Here is a 14,699-nt window from a genome sequence, read left to right on the forward strand (position 1 = left end):
CGCGGGCGTGAGGGACCCCGCCCCCGCATCCCCGGACCACGGACACGATCCGTGCCGCCCGGACGCGGCGCGTACGCGGGCGACCAGAACGCTCAACACCGTTCGGAGCGTTCGGCTGAGCATATACAACTCATGCTCAGTCTCTAGGTACGGTGCTGGGATGCGTGTATTGATTACTGGCGGGGCGGGATATATCGGGAGCACGGTCGCGTCGGCGTGCCTCGATGCCGGGATCGAGCCCGTCATTCTCGACAACCTCATCACGGGCAGGCGCGAGTTCGCGAAGGGGCGGGCGTTCTATGAAGGGGATATCAGCGACGGCCCGCTGATTGACAAGATATTCGCCGAATATCCGGATATTGAGGCCGTAGTCCACTGTGCCGCGCTCATTGTGGTCCCCGACTCCGTCGCCGACCCCATCGGCTACTACCGCGCGAACGTCACCAAGAGCCTCGAGTTCGTCGATCACCTGATCCGCAACGGCTGCACCCGGATGATCTTCAGCTCCTCCGCGTCCATCTACCGCACGGGCGACGACCACACGGTGAACGAGGACTCCCCCCTCGACCCCCAGAGCCCGTACGCGCGGACCAAGGCGGTCTGCGAGGCCATGTTCGCCGACATCGCCGCAGGCCGCCCGATCAGGATCCTCTCCCTGCGCTACTTCAACCCGATCGGCGCCGACCCCGAGATGCGCACCGGTCTGCAGCTGCGGCGGCCCAGCCACGCCCTCGGCAAGATGATCGAGGCGTACGAGGACGCCATCCCCTTCCGGATCACCGGCACCGGCTACCCGACCAGGGACGGCACGGGCATCCGCGACTACGTCCACGTCTGGGACCTGGCGACGGCGCACGTGGCGGCGCTGCGACGGTTCGACGAGCTGGACGTCGACGTGATCAACCTGGGCACCGGCGCCGGCACCACCGTCCGCGAGCTGGCCGAGGCGTTCAACCGCGTCGTCGACCGCCCGATCGAGGTCGTCGAGACCGACCCGCGCCCCGGCGACGTGGCCGGCGCCTACACCCGCAGCGACCGCGCCCGCAGCCTGCTGGACTGGCAGGCCCGCTACTCCGTCGAGGAGGGCATCAGGCATTCGCTCGAATGGGCGGGCCTGCGGGAGTCCCGGCTCGGGTAGACCCCGGGCTTGCGGCGGAGTAAAGTTCGTACACGAATAGTTCGTACACGAAAGAAGTGATGGAAGAAGCGGAGGCGGCCCGCGAGGTCGCGCGGCTCTACCCTGCGATCTACCGGCGGTTCAAGGCGTCCAAGCGACCGATCGCGGCCGGGCTGACCGCCAGGATGCACGCCGTGCTCGGCCACCTGCAGGCCGCCGGGCCGCTCACCCTGAGCGAGCTGGCCGAGCACCTGCAACTGTCCAAGGCCGCGACGACCGAGCTGGTCAACCGGGTCGAGGAGCGCGGCCTGGTGGGCAGGATCAGGGACGAGCGCGACCGGCGGCGGGTGTTCGTGTGGGTCACGGACGAAGGGCGGGCGGCCTTCGCGGCGGCCGCGCCGCGGGCGCTCGAGGACGACCTGCTGGCGCGGGCCGTACGTCAGATGACGTCCCAGGAGCGCGAAGGGCTCGTCACGGGGCTCCGGGCGCTCCTCAGGGGCGAAGACCCAGGAGAGGACGAGCCGTGAACTGCCAGAGCTGCGGGATGCCCATGCGGACCGCCGACGACCACGCCCCCGGTCACCCGGACAGCACGTGGTGCCGGATGTGCGCCAAGCCGGACGGGACGCTGCAGGACTTCGACGAGCGGTTCGAGCGCATGGTGCAGTGGCAGACCCAGCGCACCGGCCAGGCCAGGGCTGAGGCCGAGGAGGCCACCAGGGCCTACATGCGCTCGATGCCCGCCTGGCGCGACCATCCGAGGCTCGCGTCATGAGGATCCTCGGCGTCGACAACATCCTGGTCGGGGTCGCGGACCTGGCGCGGGCCCGGGAGTTCTACGGGGGTGTGCTGGGGCTGGAGGAGAGGTTCGCGACGGGGGAGCTGGCGCTGTTCGCGATCGGGGAGGAGGCCCCGGGGCTGCTGGTACGGGTCCAGGAGGGCGGGCCGGGCTCCATGCGCGTATGGCTGGAGGTGCCCGACGCCCGCGCGGCGGCCGATGAGCTGGGGATCGAGCCGTTCGAGGTGTTCACGGGGTGGACGGTCGAGGTCGCCGACCCCTGGGGGAACATCATCGGCCTGACCGACTACACCAAACAGCCTCACTTGGCCCGCGCGGGCTGAGGACCGCCTGTCGGGAGGATCTGCAGTTCCTGCAGCATCTCGTCAATGAGCTCTTCGGAGCTGGTCACCAGCTCCTCGGGCCGAACTCGAAGGTGTCCGTCCACGCCGTGCCCAGGCACGAACTGGCTCTTCAGCGCCTTCACCGGATCAGGGGTCGGGTGAGGAGAAAGCCTCCTCCCACCCGGCGGGCGGAAGGAGGCGGAGAGGGCTGCTCAGTTGGTGAGCGAGTTCAGGGAGTTGTTCGGGATCTCCAGCGGAACGTCGCTGTCCTCACCGAGGTCGTCCACGTCGACCCACAGGTCCTTGGCCGGAGCCTTGATCTTGACCTTGGATCCCCACCCGAGGTACCGGGTCTCGGTCTCGGAGCGGGTCTTGCCCAGGACACCGAAGTCCAGGCTCCAGCCCGAGGTGAGCGCGGTGACCAGGCCCTTGGAGTTGACCTTCAGCGCGTAGTCAATCTTGATCTTGCCGATCGTGCCGGACAGCTTCTGGCCGTAGGCCTTGGCCAGTTCGCTGTACGTGAGGGCGCCCTTGTACGTGCCGCCCTTGAAGCTCTTGGCACGCGAAACCAGCGTCTTCAGCACCTTCGGCTCGAAGATGTCGAGGATCTGGTTGTAGGTGCCGCCGGTCGCCTCGCCACCGCCGTAGCGAACCCACTTCTTGCCCTCGGGCAGGTCCTCGGTGAACAGCCCGCCCTGAACGTAGCTGTAGCCGCCGACCGTGATGATGCGCGGCGGGGCGAGCGCGGCCGCAAGGCTCTTGTCCTTGCTGGGCCTGCGGGTCCGGACATCGCTCGCGACGATTCCGGACTTGCCGAACTCGAAAGAGCCGAGCGTCGTGCTGACCCCGACGCTCTTGCCGTCCATGGACATCCGGGTCTTCTCGGAGATCCGTACACCGTGCCCCGCGACGAACTGCTTCTTGAGCGCCTTCACCGGGTCCACCGGCGCGGCCTGCGCGGCAGGTGTGGCGGTAACGAGCGCTGCGGCCGTGGTTAACGCCAAGCCCGCGAGAATTCGCTTCATACGATTTCCCCGTTCGATTCAAAAGGAGAGGGAGCAGAAGCCTGCCAATAGAAGATCACGACCATATATCGACAGCCGGGGCACGCGATGCCAAAACGGTGCATTTTTCGTGCAGGGTCGGCCTGGAGAAGTGAGATGACCGTCACAGAGCGGAAGAACCATGCCCCCATGACCTGTGCAGGTCAAGCTTCGGGCTAGGCTTTACCGGCGGAAACGCCCGGCACGCACCCCTGAGCCTAGGAGCTCGCCGTGAGAGAGCGAGGCACGATGCCGACGAGCGGTGAGCGGACGCGACCGTCAGCGCAGTTGCCCGGGCCGTCGAACATCAGTCGGAAAAGCAGGGCGCGAACCCGGCAGAGGGTGAGCGACCAAACGGAAGAGGACGGACCCTCGTGGACCTGTTCGAACATCAGGCGAAGGAGCTCTTCGCCGACTACGGCATCCCGGTGCCACGCGGCATCGTCGCACACAACGTGGAGGAGGCGCGGTCGGCCGCCGAGGAGCTGACCGGCCGCGTTGTCGTCAAGGCCCAGGTCAAGACCGGTGGCCGAGGCAAAGCCGGAGGCGTCAAGGTGGCCGACGACGCGGCCGACGCCGTGACGAAGGCCGAAGCCATCCTCGGCATGGACATCAAGGGCCACACGGTCCACAAGGTCCTCGTCGAGGAGGCCAGCGCGATCGCGGAGGAGTACTACTTCTCCTTCCTGCTCGACCGCGCGAACCGTACCTTCCTCGCCATCTGCTCCGCCGCGGGCGGTATGGACATCGAAGAGGTCGCGCACACCGCGCCCGAGAAGGTCGCCAAGGTGCCGGTCTCGGCGCTGACCGGCATCGACCGCGCGAAGGCCCGCGAGATCGCGGTGGCCGGCGGCCTGCCGGAGAAGGCGCTCGACGGCGCCGCCGACCTCATCGAGAAGCTCTGGTGCTGCTTCGTCGACGAGGACGCCACGCTCGTCGAGGTCAACCCCATGATCCTGTCGGCAGACGGCCAGGTCAAGGCCCTCGACGGCAAGGTCACGCTCGACGACAACGCCGGCTTCCGCCAGACCGACCACGAGGCGCTCGCCGACAAGGCGGCCGAGGACCCGCTCGAGGCCAAGGCCAAGGAGAAGGACCTCAACTACGTCAAGCTCGACGGTGACGTCGGCATCATCGGCAACGGCGCGGGCCTGGTCATGTCCACGCTCGACGTGGTGGCCTACGCGGGCGAGCAGTTCCCCGGCAAGCCGTCCCCCGCGAACTTCCTCGACATCGGCGGCGGCGCCTCGGCCGAGGTCATGGCCGCGGGCCTGGAGATCATCCTCTCCGACCCGAGCGTCAAGTCGATCTTCGTGAACGTCTTCGGCGGCATCACCGCCTGCGACGCCGTCGCCAACGGCATCGTCTCGGCGTTCAAGCTGCTGGAGAGCCGCGGCGAGGCTGTGACCCACCCGCTCGTGGTCCGCCTCGACGGCAACAACGCCCAGCTCGGGCGGCAGATCCTGGCCGACGCCGCGCTCCCGCGGGTCGAGCTGGTAGACACGATGGACGACGCGGCCAAGCGTGCCGCCGAGCTCGCTGCGGTAGGTGCGTGACCCATGGCCATCTGGTTGACTGAGAACAGCAAGATCATCGTTCAGGGCATGACCGGTGGTGAGGGCACCAAGCACACCCGCCGCATGCTCGCCTCCGGCGCCCGCGTCGTCGGCGGCGTGAACGCCCGCAAGGCCGGCATCACGCACGAGGGCCTGCCGGTGTTCGGGACGGTCAAGGACGCCATGGAGAAGACCGGCGCCGACGTGTCGGTCGTGTTCGTGCCGCCGGCGTTCACCAAGGACGCGGTCATCGAGGCCATCGACGCCGAGATCCCGCTGTGCGTGGTGATCACCGAGGGCGTCCCGGTCCACGACAGCACCGCGTTCTGGGCGTACGCCGTCTCCAAGGGCAACAAGACCCGCATCATCGGCCCCAACTGCCCCGGCATCGCCTCCCCCGGTGCCTCCAACGCGGGCATCATCCCGGCCGACATCACCACCGCGGGCCGCATCGGCCTGGTCTCGAAGTCGGGCACGCTGACGTACCAGCTGATGTACGAGCTGCGTGACTTCGGCTTCTCGACCGCTGTGGGCATCGGTGGCGACCCCGTCATCGGCACGACCCACATCGACGCGCTCCAGGCGTTCCAGGAGGACCCGGGCACCGACGCGATCGTCATGATCGGCGAGATCGGCGGTGACGCCGAGGAGCGGGCGGCCGCCTACATCGAGCAGCACGTCACCAAGCCGGTCGTGGCCTACGTCGCGGGCTTCACCGCCCCCGAGGGCAAGACCATGGGCCACGCCGGCGCCATCGTGTCGGGCTCCGCGGGCACCGCCCAGGCCAAGAAGGAGGCCCTGGAGAAGGTCGGCGTCCGCGTCGGCAAGACCCCCTCCGAGACCGCCCGCCTCATGCGCGAGATCATGCAGGCGCGCTGATCAACGGGTTTCCGTTTTCCGAAAGCCCCGTGCGGTTCTCGCCGCACGGGGCTTTCCCTTCCCCATCTTTTACGCTTGCGGCGGGCAACCCACCCGCCGCACGTGGCCGGCCCCTGTCCAGGGAGACGGTCACGAGGTGCGCGGGGCCGGCCGCCGTTACGCCGCCCCGTGGGCCGTCTCCGTGGCCGGTCCGGGGCCCGGAGGACAAATCGGGTGTAGTTCGACGCCACAAAGTGGGTGGACGGCGGCGCGTCAACCAAGCGCCGGTCGGGAAACCTTGAGAAAATCGCCTACTGTGACGGCGATTCTCGACCAGTTGCGTGCTGCCCCCCGGTCGATGCTAGGCAAGCTCCCCGGGAGCTCGGGCGACGACGACGAGACGAGGCGGCCGCTACCCGTGTCCGGGATGCTGGCCGCCGCCGCCACGCTGGGCGTCGGGCTGGCCGCGCTCACCACGCTCACCCTCGTCGGCTGGATCGCCGCGCCGCGCGGCACGCTGGGCACGGGGCTGCCGGGAGTGTTCCGTACGGCGGCGCAGCTCTGGCTGGCCGCGCACCACGCCGGGTTCGCGATCCAGGGCGGGCGGGTCGGGCTGCTGCCGCTGGGGCTGATCGTGCTGCCCGCCGTGCTCCTCTACCGTGCCGGGCGGTGGATGGCCCGCGACGCCGACCTGCGGCTGCGGCTGCCCGCCCGGCTGCCGAAGAACAGCCCCAAGGAGCAGGCCGGGGCCCGTCGCCGTGCCCAGCTCGCCGTGGTCGTCCAGGCTGGGGTGTCGCTGGCGGCGCCGTACGCGCTGCTCGCGGGGTTGATCGCGCTCGCGGCGAGCAACGAGATCACGCAGCCGTTCATCGGCGAGGCGTTGCTCAGCCACTTCGTGCTGGCCTTCCTGGCGGGATCGCTGGCCACGGCGCGGATGATCGGGCCCTGGCGGGTGATGCTGCGGCTGCTGCCCGAGCGGGTGCGCGCGCTCACCGTCGGCACGGCGGTCGCCACGGCGTTGCTGCTCGTGGCCGGGCTCGCGCTGGTGCTGGTCGCCATCGTGCTGAACTTCGGGCAGGTCAAGGAGCTGTCCGACGTGCTCTCACCGGGGCTCGTCGGCGGCGTGCTGCTGTTGCTGTTGCAGCTCCTCTACCTGCTGAACGCCGTCGTCTGGGCCTCGTCCTACATCGCCGGGCCCGGGTTCGCGATCGGCGCCGAGACCCTGGTCGCGCCCACGGGGGTGCAGCTCGGCACGGTGCCGAGCCTGCCGCTGCTGGGGGCGTTGCCGGAGAGCGGGCCCGTGCCGGGGTGGATGATGGCGGTGGTCGCGGTGCCGTTCGCGGCTGGGGCCGTCGCGGGGGTCATGGTGGCCCGGATCTCGCCGTCGCCCTCCTACGAGGCGGCGCCGCTGTGGGGGTTCCTGAGCGGGGTCGTCACCGGGCTCGTGGCGGGACTGCTGGCGGCACTCTCCGGTGGGCCCATCGGCGGCGGGCGGCTGGCCACCATCGGGCCCTCGCCCTGGGAGGTGGCGCTCTCCGTCGCGGTGGAGGTCGGCGTGGCCGCGGGCATCTCCGCCGGCGTGGCCAACCTGCTGCTGCTCAACAAGCGCGCCCGCACGCCGCTCGACAAGGCGGCCGCCCCCGTACGCAAGGCCGGGGCCGCCATCGCCAAGGCGGCGAGCAAGGTCGGCCTGGCCGAGTCGGACCCGCGCCCGCTGCCCGGTCACTGGATGGACGCCACCGAGGCCGACACTCAGGAGATCCCGGTCATCCGGGACGACTGGCAGGACGAGCACGCCTCAGCCGAGGCAGAGACGCTGGCCCAGGCCCGCCCGCGCCTGCCGCAGCCCGACCGTCCGCCCCGCAAGGACATCGTGGACGAGTCGGACGACCGCGGCGGCCACGTCATCTACCTCGACCCGTACGCCTGGGACCGCGACTGACCCGCGTCCGGCTCAGGGCTGCACGGTGCCGAGCAGCTGCAGCACGTCGGCGGGCAGCTTGCGCTGGGCCGCGTCCCTGAACTGCGTGAAGCACTCGCCCTGCGCCGAAACGGTCCCCGCGCCCTTCATGCACTCCTGGTAGGCCGAGTATTCGTCCATCAGGTAAAGCTGCATCCCCGTGGCCATGGCCGACAGCGCCAGCGCGATCGAGGAGATCGTGATGCTGCCCACGGCGACGCCTGTGGAGCGGCCCGCGGACTTCAGCAGCGGCAGCGCCCGGATCCCCGCCACGAGCGCGAACAGCGCCATGACCAGGCCTGCGAGCGGCAACATGAACGTCATGGCCAGCGCTGCGATGGACAACCAGATCGCTCGGCGACCCGCCGAATCGGCGGGCTGCTGGCCTGCCGGTGCCTGCACCGGTGTCGACACCTGACCTCCTCTGCGTCGCCGGGCGAGGAACCGATATTCTGACACCCCCACCCTGTTTCCTTATTGGAGTGTGCGTGTCTAAGGCTGGGCGGCTCGTCGTCCTCGTCTCCGGCTCTGGAACCAACCTACAGGCCCTGCTGGACGCTTCCGCCGACCCGTCGTACGGGGTTCGCGTGGTCGCGGTCGGTGCGGACAGGGATGGGATCGAAGGGCTGGCCAGGGCAACGAGGGCACAAGTCCCAACTTTCGTTGAAAAATTGAGCGATTATGCGACGCGGGCGGAATGGGATTCCGCCATCGCGGCCAGAATCGCCGCGTACGAGCCTGACCTGGTGGTGTCGGCGGGTTTCATGAAAATTCTGGGGCCGCCGACCCTCGACGCCTTTCCCGTGCTGAACACGCACCCGGCGCTGCTGCCGTCGTTCCCCGGCGCGCACGGCGTGCGGGACGCGCTCGCCCACGGGGTCAAGGTGACCGGCTGCACGGTGATGCTGGCCGACTCCGGCGTTGACACCGGTCCGATCGTCGCCCAGGAGGCGGTGTCCGTGCTCCCGGACGACGACGAGGCGGTCCTGCACGAGCGCATCAAGACCGTCGAGCGGCGCCTGCTCGTCGAGATCGTCGGCCGGATGGCTCGCGAGGGCTGGACGGTCAGCGGACGCCAGGTCCGCATCGGCAACCTAACAGGAGGGGAATCCACGTGACACGCATCGCCATCCGGCGCGCGCTGATCGCTGTTTACGACAAGTCCGGGCTCGAGGAGCTGGCCAGAGCCCTCGACGGCGCCGGGGTGGAGATCGTCTCGACCGGTGGCACGGCTGCCGCGATCTCGTCGTTCGGGATCCCGGTGACCAAGGTCGAGCAGCTCACCGGGTTCCCGGAGTGCCTGGACGGGCGGGTCAAGACGCTGCACCCGCGCGTGCACGCCGGCCTGCTGGCCGACGTCACCAAGCCGCACCACGTGTCCCAGCTGGAGGAGCTGGAGATCGACCCGTTCCAGCTGGTCGTGGTCAACCTCTACCCGTTCCAGGAGACGGTGGCCTCCGGCGCGTCCGACGACGAGTGCGTCGAGCAGATCGACATCGGCGGGCCCGCCATGATCCGCGGCGCCGCCAAGAACCACAACACCTGCGCCGTCGTGGTCGACCCCGGGTTCTACGGCGACGTGCTCAACGCGCTGACCGAGGGCGGCTTCACGCTGGCCGAGCGCAGGGGGCTGGCGGGCATCGCGTACGCGCACACGGCCTCGTACGACGTGGCGGTGGCCAACTGGTTCGCGCGGACGTACGGGGAGGACCGGTTCCCGGCCTTCACGGGGGCGACGTACGAGCGCAAGGCCACGCTGCGCTACGGCGAGAACCCGCACCAGAGCGCCGCCCTCTACACGGCCGGCACGAGCGGGCTGGCCAACGCCGAGCAGCTGCACGGCAAGGAGATGTCGTACAACAACTACCTCGACTCCGACGCCGCCTGGCGGGCCGCCTGGGACTTCAGTGAGCCGTGCGTGGCCATCATCAAGCACCAGAACCCGTGCGGCATCGCCATCGGCGCCGACGTGGCCGAGGCGCACCGCAAGGCGCACGCGTGCGACCCCGTCTCGGCGTACGGCGGCGTGATCGCCGTCAACCGCGAGGTCACGGCCGAGCTGGCCCGGCAGATCGCCGACATCTTCACCGAGGTCGTCATCGCGCCGTCCTACGCGGCGGAGGCGCTGGAGGTCCTGCGGGCCAAGAAGAACCTGCGCCTGCTGGAGTGCCCGGAGGGGCCGTCGCGGCAGGTGGAGCTCCGCGAGATCGACGGCGGCGTCCTGGCGCAGTCCGTGGACAAGGTGGACGCGTCCGGCGACTCGGCCGCGCAGTGGGAGCTCAAGACCGGCACCCCGGCTTCGCCCGAGCAGCTGGCGGACCTGGAGTTCGCCTGGCGCGCCTGCCGCTCGGTGAAGTCCAACGCCATCCTGCTGGCCAGCGACGGGGCGACGGTGGGCGTGGGCATGGGCCAGGTCAACCGGGTCGACTCGTGCCGCCTGGCGGTCTCCAGGGCGGGCGAGCGCGCGGAGGGGGCGGTCGCGGCCTCGGACGCGTACTTCCCGTTCCCGGACGGGGCCCAGGTGCTGATCGACGCGGGCGTCCGGTTCATCGTGGAGCCCGGCGGCTCAATCCGGGACGAACTAGTCATCGAGGCCGCCGAAAAGGCCGGCATCACCCTCTACTTCACCGGCACCCGCCACTTCTTCCACTAACCCACCCACGGCAACCCGCACCTTCACCACCTCAGGGCCAGAACCCGCCTCTGGCCCTCACCTCACCCCGGTGGCCGTGCGAGGACCTCCGTGCCGCTCGGGGTTCGTAGGGCGAGGCAGGGGACCTCCGTGCCGCCTGGGGCGTTCGTCGGGTACGGCGGACACCATCACCTCGCTCGGAAGGGGCCGTCGTGCACGGAGGGCTCGCCGCCTCCCTCGGGCATTCGCTGAGTACGGCGGGGGCCGCGGTGTCGCTCACGGTGGGGATCACGGTGTTACCCAGGGCGGGACGATCGCCGTGCGAGGGGCGCCGGATTTGTCGACGCCCACGAGGCGGCGGTCCCGGCGCTCATTGCGTGATGATCGTCCGATGTCGTCTCAATCGTCCGCTAAAGAGTGGCATTGACGATCATGTTGTCGTTTGGCCGTTTTATGGGCAAGCACACGCCGGCTGCGGTTACCCTGAGTGCCACCCCTAGCTCGCCCAATCCCACGGAGCCCCTCTTGCTCGAGTTGATCCTGCAGGTCTTCGTCACCATGAACGGCATTGCCACCAGCCCCTTCGTCCTCCTGGTGCTCGCCCTGATCGGGGCCTACCTCGGCAGCCGCGTGGTGGAGATCATCCCGATCACCCGCCGGATCATCGAACGCCGCGAGGCTCAGGCCGCCGAACGCGAGTAACCCACCGCTCCACCCCCACGGGCTGAACACGGTCGGCACCCCCCATGGGCTGAACGTGATCGGCGCTCCCGCCGGCACGCCATCGATCGATCGCGTACCGGCAAGAGGCGTTCTAATGGGCCATAGACGCCAAACGGGCTGCTCCCGCCAGGGCTGCGTCCACGCCAAGGGTGCTCTGATGGACCTGCACCGCCCGGACGAACGCCAGCCCGGCCACGTCATCGAGGATGCGCTCCAGCGGATCGAACAGCACCTTCCCGGCCGCCGACACGCCACCCCCGATGACCACCGTGGTGATCTCGACCGCGGCCGCCGTTGAGGCGATCATTCCGGCCAGCGCCCGCGCGCCGCGTTCGAACGCCGCCACCGCGACCGGATCGCCCGCTGCCGCGTCCCTGGCGAGCGCTCGGGCGTCCGCCTTCTCGTCAGGTCCATCGAGGGCGGGGGACCAGCCGTTGTCCAAGGCCCAGCGGGCGAGGTTGGGTCCGCTGGCGTAGCGCTCGACACAGCCCCGGCCGCCGCACTCGCACCGCTCGCCGTTGGGGTCGATGGACATGTGACCGACATGTCCGGCATTCCCGGTCGGTCCCAGGAGCGGCATGCCGTCGATCACCAATCCGCCGCCGATCCCGGTGGACACGACGATGCCGAGCAGGGACGTACTGTCGCGTCCCGCTCCCAACCAGTGCTCGCCGAGCGCGAAGCACTGTGCGTCGCCGGCGAGCACGGTGGGCAGCCCTGTCAGCTTCCGCACCTCCTCACGCAAGGGGAATCCGCGCCAGCTGGGCATGTTCACCGGGCTCACCGTCCCGGCGGTCAGGTCCAGCGGTCCGGCGCATCCGATCCCGACGGCTTCCGGCGGCGGGCCGCCCTCGGTCACTTCCGTGATGAGGGCCGCCAGGGCGGACATGACGTCCGTACGCGGCGTGGGCCGTGTACCGGAACGCAACACGGAACCTTCCTCGTCCACCAGTGCGGCGGCGAGCTTGGTCCCTCCGATGTCGATGGCAAGTACGTAGTTCATCAATGTTTGTGGTGGTTGTCGGGCTGGCGGGGGCCGCCAGGGTGTTCGAGTCCGGGCACGAGTTCGACCTTCTTGGCGCGCATGTTGCTGGCGCCCGCAACACTAAGCCCTTCCAAGATCAATGACAACGATGTCAACGATTGCCTGTGGATAACTGGGGCTGGCTACCTGGTTTCTGTGGATAACTTGTGGATGCCCGGCCCAGGGCCAACCGTGGGGCGGCCTGGGATGGGCTCTCGGGGGCAAGGGCAGGTGGCAGCTGTTGGGAGTGGCGTGTTGAGGGCGTGAGGGGACGTGGAAGGATTGCCGCATGAGCGCAGTGAAACTCGACGGCAAGGCGACCGCCGCCAAGATAAAGGCAGACCTCACGACCCGAGTGGCCGCGCTCAAGGAACGCGGCATCACGCCCGGCCTGGGCACCGTTCTCGTGGGTGACGACCCCGGCAGCCAGATCTACGTCGCGGGCAAGCACCGCGACTGCGCCGAGGTGGGCATCGCCTCCATCCGCGTCGACCTCCCGGCCACCGCCACCCAGGCGCAGGTCGAGGCGGCCATCGACGAGCTCAACGCCTCACCCGAGTGCACCGGCTACATCGTCCAGCTCCCCCTCCCCAAGCACCTCGACGCGATGGCCCTGCTCGAGCGCATGGACCCGGCCAAGGACGCCGACGGCCTCCACCCGATCAACCTGGGCCGCCTCGTCCACATGGTCGACGCTCCGCTCCCGTGCACCCCGTACGGCATCGTGCTGCTCCTGCAGGAGTACGGCGTGCCGATCAAGGGCGCCGAGGTGGCCGTGGTCGGGCGCGGCATCACGGTGGGCCGTTCGCTGGGCCTGCTGCTCACCCGCCGCAGCGAGAACGCCACCGTGACCCTCTGCCACACCGGCACCCAGGACCTGGCCGGACACGTTCGCCGGGCGGACATCGTGGTGGCGGCGGCGGGCGTACCCGGTCTGATCACCCGTGACATGGTCAAGCCCGGCGCGGCCGTCCTCGACGTGGGGGTCTCCCGCGTCAACGGCAAGATCGCCGGTGACGTGGCGCTCGACGTGGCGGAGGTCGCGGGGTTCCTGACGCCCAACCCGGGCGGCGTCGGGCCCATGACCCGCGCTCTGCTCCTGTCCAACGTGGTGGAGGCCGCCGAGCGCTCCCTATGAGCTGCTGAACGCTCTCGACGTACGTGCGGCCGGCGCCCCGCGCCGGCCGCACACCCCTAGAACGGGTACGTGGCGATGTCCCCCTGCATGGTGACCCACTGCGTCTCGGTGAAGGCGTCGACGTTCGCCCCGGTGCCGCCGAACCGCGCCCCCGTCCCCGAGGCCCCCACCCCGCCGAACGGTGCCACGGCCTCGTCGTCCACGGTCTGGTCGTTGATGTGCACGATCCCCGTCGGCACCAGGTCGGCCAGCGCCATCCCCTTCATCACGTCCCGCGTGAGGATGCCCAGCGACAGACCGTACTCCGAGTCCGCGGCCAGCGCCGCAGCCTCCTCCAGCGTGGAGAACGTCGTCACCGGCGCCACCGGCCCGAACACCTCCTCCGCGTACGCCGGCGCGCTCACCGGCACCTCGGCCAGCACGGTCGGCCGGTAGAACAGCCCCTCGTACGTCCCCCCGGCGGCGAGCCGGGCCCCGGCGGAGACGCTCGCGGTGACCAGCTGGTGCACCCGGTCGCGCTGCCCGGCGTCGATCAGGGGCCCGAGCGCGACCTGCCCGGTGGCGGGGTCGCCCACCGGCAGCCCCGTGGCCTTGGCGGCCAGGCGCTCGACGTACTCCTCGGCCACGGCCTCGTGCACGAGGTGCCGTCCCGAGGTCATGCAGATCTGCCCCTGGTGGAAGAACGACGCCCACGCGCCCGCCGACGCGGCGGCCCCGAGGTCGGCGTCGTCGAAGACGACCAGCGCCGAGTTCCCGCCCAGCTCCAGGTGGACCCGCTTGAGCAGGCGCGCCGCCGCCTCGCCGACCTTGCGCCCGGCGGCGGTGGAGCCGGTGAAGGAGATCACGGGGATGTTCGGGTCGGCGACCAGCGCCTGACCGGCCTCGGGACCGCCGGGCAGCACGTGCAGGAGCCCGCTCGGCAGCCCGGCCTCCTCGAAGACCCGCGCGATCGCGAACCCGCCGCACACGGCCGTACGCTGGTCCGGCTTGAACACCACCGCGTTCCCCAGCGCCAGCGCCGGGGCGACCGACCGGATGCCCAGGATCAGCGGGAAGTTGAACGGCGCGATCACCCCCACGACCCCGACCGGCACCCGCCGCGCGAAGCTGAGCCGTTTGCGGGCCGTCGGCAGCACCTCGCCCAGGGGCTGCGAGGCCAGCGCCGCCGCCTCGTAGCACTCCTGCGCCGCCACGTGCGTCTCGAACCCGGCCTTGCCCGGCACGCCGCCGGACTCCCTGACGATCCAGTCCTGGATCTCCTGCGCGTGCTCCTCGAACAGCCGTCCGGCCCGCCGCAGCAGCGCCGCCCGCTCCTCGTACGGCGTGGCGGCCCACGCTCGCTGCTCCGACCGGGCCCGTACGGCGGCGGCCGCCACGTCGTCGGCGCCGGCGGTGCCCGCGCGGCCGAGTTCGTCGCCGGTGGCGGGCTCGGTGACGGGCGCGTCACCGGCGCGCGAGGCCGTCCATCCGCCGTCGAAGATCGATCCCGTCCAGATCTTGGGGTCGAGGAACGTCATGGTGAGCCT

The 14,699-nt window shown here is 70.1% G+C and carries 16 protein-coding genes; 11 read left to right on the forward strand and 5 right to left on the reverse strand.

Annotated elements, in window-relative coordinates; genetic code table 11:
• Window positions 1-160 precede the first annotated feature (160 nt).
• From galE to ACIHFD_RS64075, 4 genes are read left to right on the forward strand one after another with little or no spacing between them, the layout of a single operon-like run.
• A complete protein-coding gene (gene galE / locus ACIHFD_RS64060; RefSeq protein ID WP_397375312.1) occupies window positions 161-1,138 on the forward strand; it encodes a UDP-glucose 4-epimerase GalE in 978 nt (325 codons plus the stop codon).
• A 59-nt stretch (window positions 1,139-1,197) separates the two neighbouring features.
• Complete coding sequence (locus ACIHFD_RS64065; protein ID WP_397375313.1) at window positions 1,198-1,644, forward strand: MarR family winged helix-turn-helix transcriptional regulator; 447 nt, start codon at window positions 1,198-1,200, stop codon at window positions 1,642-1,644.
• Window positions 1,641-1,892, forward strand: a complete 252-nt coding sequence (locus tag ACIHFD_RS64070; protein ID WP_355190404.1) for a zinc ribbon domain-containing protein — start codon at window positions 1,641-1,643, stop codon at window positions 1,890-1,892. Before ACIHFD_RS64065 ends, ACIHFD_RS64070 begins: the two co-directional genes overlap by 4 nt.
• Window positions 1,889-2,239 carry a VOC family protein gene (locus ACIHFD_RS64075; protein WP_397375314.1) on the forward strand — a complete coding sequence of 117 codons (351 nt, stop codon included), beginning with the start codon at window positions 1,889-1,891 and terminating at the stop codon, window positions 2,237-2,239. The genes ACIHFD_RS64070 and ACIHFD_RS64075 overlap by 4 nt, the downstream gene beginning before the upstream one ends.
• Here the strand turns inward: ACIHFD_RS64075 and ACIHFD_RS64080 are convergent.
• Window positions 2,218-2,382, reverse strand: coding sequence for a hypothetical protein (locus tag ACIHFD_RS64080; RefSeq protein ID WP_397375315.1), 165 nt, complete (start codon window positions 2,380-2,382; stop codon window positions 2,218-2,220). The two genes, ACIHFD_RS64075 and ACIHFD_RS64080, sit on opposite strands and share 22 nt — an antisense overlap.
• Window positions 2,383-2,451: 69 nt before the next feature.
• A complete protein-coding gene (locus ACIHFD_RS64085) occupies window positions 2,452-3,264 on the reverse strand; it encodes a hypothetical protein (RefSeq protein WP_397375316.1) in 813 nt (270 codons plus the stop codon).
• A gap of 392 nt (window positions 3,265-3,656) precedes the next feature.
• Between ACIHFD_RS64085 and sucC the strand changes: the two genes are divergently transcribed.
• The 3 genes from sucC to ACIHFD_RS64100 all read left to right on the forward strand — a co-directional run bounded on the left by sucC (window position 3,657) and on the right by ACIHFD_RS64100 (window position 7,638).
• Complete coding sequence (gene sucC, locus ACIHFD_RS64090) at window positions 3,657-4,838, forward strand: ADP-forming succinate--CoA ligase subunit beta (protein WP_363962282.1); 1,182 nt, start codon at window positions 3,657-3,659, stop codon at window positions 4,836-4,838.
• Window positions 4,839-4,841: 3 nt separating this feature from the next.
• Window positions 4,842-5,717, forward strand: coding sequence for a succinate--CoA ligase subunit alpha (gene sucD / locus ACIHFD_RS64095; RefSeq protein ID WP_350731199.1), 876 nt, complete (start codon window positions 4,842-4,844; stop codon window positions 5,715-5,717).
• A gap of 295 nt (window positions 5,718-6,012) precedes the next feature.
• Window positions 6,013-7,638: a DUF6350 family protein gene (locus ACIHFD_RS64100; protein ID WP_397375317.1), complete on the forward strand. Its 1,626-nt coding sequence runs from the start codon at window positions 6,013-6,015 to the stop codon at window positions 7,636-7,638.
• 12 nt (window positions 7,639-7,650) lie between these two features.
• Here ACIHFD_RS64100 and ACIHFD_RS64105 read toward each other — a convergent pair whose 3' ends face one another.
• Window positions 7,651-8,070 (reverse strand): hypothetical protein, encoded by a 420-nt coding sequence (locus tag ACIHFD_RS64105; RefSeq protein ID WP_397375318.1) that lies wholly within the window; start codon window positions 8,068-8,070, stop codon window positions 7,651-7,653.
• A gap of 74 nt (window positions 8,071-8,144) precedes the next feature.
• Here ACIHFD_RS64105 and purN point away from each other — a divergent pair, with 74 nt between their 5' ends.
• The 3 genes from purN (at window position 8,145) to ACIHFD_RS64120 (ending at window position 10,990) form a co-directional block, all read left to right on the forward strand.
• Window positions 8,145-8,774, forward strand: a complete 630-nt coding sequence (gene purN, locus ACIHFD_RS64110) for a phosphoribosylglycinamide formyltransferase (protein WP_397375319.1) — start codon at window positions 8,145-8,147, stop codon at window positions 8,772-8,774.
• The gene (gene purH, locus ACIHFD_RS64115) at window positions 8,771-10,309 is read left to right on the forward strand and encodes a bifunctional phosphoribosylaminoimidazolecarboxamide formyltransferase/IMP cyclohydrolase (protein ID WP_397375320.1); all 1,539 of its coding nucleotides are present in this window, start codon (window positions 8,771-8,773) and stop codon (window positions 10,307-10,309) included. Before purN ends, purH begins: the two co-directional genes overlap by 4 nt.
• A gap of 504 nt (window positions 10,310-10,813) precedes the next feature.
• On the forward strand, window positions 10,814-10,990 hold the full coding sequence (locus ACIHFD_RS64120; RefSeq protein ID WP_350731209.1) for a hypothetical protein: 177 nt from the start codon (window positions 10,814-10,816) through the stop codon (window positions 10,988-10,990).
• Between the two features lie 112 nt (window positions 10,991-11,102).
• On the opposite strand, the gene ACIHFD_RS64125 is transcribed toward ACIHFD_RS64120, so the two are convergent.
• Window positions 11,103-12,014 (reverse strand): ROK family protein, encoded by a 912-nt coding sequence (locus tag ACIHFD_RS64125; protein WP_397375321.1) that lies wholly within the window; start codon window positions 12,012-12,014, stop codon window positions 11,103-11,105.
• Window positions 12,015-12,324: 310 nt separating this feature from the next.
• Here ACIHFD_RS64125 and ACIHFD_RS64130 point away from each other — a divergent pair, with 310 nt between their 5' ends.
• Window positions 12,325-13,173 (forward strand): bifunctional methylenetetrahydrofolate dehydrogenase/methenyltetrahydrofolate cyclohydrolase, encoded by an 849-nt coding sequence (locus tag ACIHFD_RS64130; RefSeq protein ID WP_350731213.1) that lies wholly within the window; start codon window positions 12,325-12,327, stop codon window positions 13,171-13,173.
• Between the two features lie 56 nt (window positions 13,174-13,229).
• Here the strand turns inward: ACIHFD_RS64130 and ACIHFD_RS64135 are convergent, their stop codons facing one another.
• Complete coding sequence (locus tag ACIHFD_RS64135; protein ID WP_355190417.1) at window positions 13,230-14,690, reverse strand: benzaldehyde dehydrogenase; 1,461 nt, start codon at window positions 14,688-14,690, stop codon at window positions 13,230-13,232.
• Window positions 14,691-14,699 lie beyond the last annotated feature (9 nt).

It is taken from the genome of Nonomuraea sp. NPDC051941 (genome assembly GCF_044593615.1).

What these genes read in the sequence shown, in the direction of transcription:
- galE (WP_397375312.1), top strand. Translation starts at nt 161, where the DNA reads ATGCGTGTATTGATTACTGGCGGGGCGGGATATATCGGGAGCACGGTC.
- ACIHFD_RS64065 (WP_397375313.1), top strand. Translation starts at nt 1,198, where the DNA reads ATGGAAGAAGCGGAGGCGGCCCGCGAGGTCGCGCGGCTCTACCCTGCG.
- ACIHFD_RS64075 (WP_397375314.1), top strand. Translation starts at nt 1,889, where the DNA reads ATGAGGATCCTCGGCGTCGACAACATCCTGGTCGGGGTCGCGGACCTG.
- ACIHFD_RS64085 (WP_397375316.1), bottom strand. Translation starts at nt 3,264, where the DNA reads ATGAAGCGAATTCTCGCGGGCTTGGCGTTAACCACGGCCGCAGCGCTC.
- sucD (WP_350731199.1), top strand. Translation starts at nt 4,842, where the DNA reads ATGGCCATCTGGTTGACTGAGAACAGCAAGATCATCGTTCAGGGCATG.
- ACIHFD_RS64125 (WP_397375321.1), bottom strand. Translation starts at nt 12,014, where the DNA reads ATGAACTACGTACTTGCCATCGACATCGGAGGGACCAAGCTCGCCGCC.
- ACIHFD_RS64130 (WP_350731213.1), top strand. Translation starts at nt 12,325, where the DNA reads ATGAGCGCAGTGAAACTCGACGGCAAGGCGACCGCCGCCAAGATAAAG.
- ACIHFD_RS64135 (WP_355190417.1), bottom strand. Translation starts at nt 14,690, where the DNA reads ATGACGTTCCTCGACCCCAAGATCTGGACGGGATCGATCTTCGACGGC.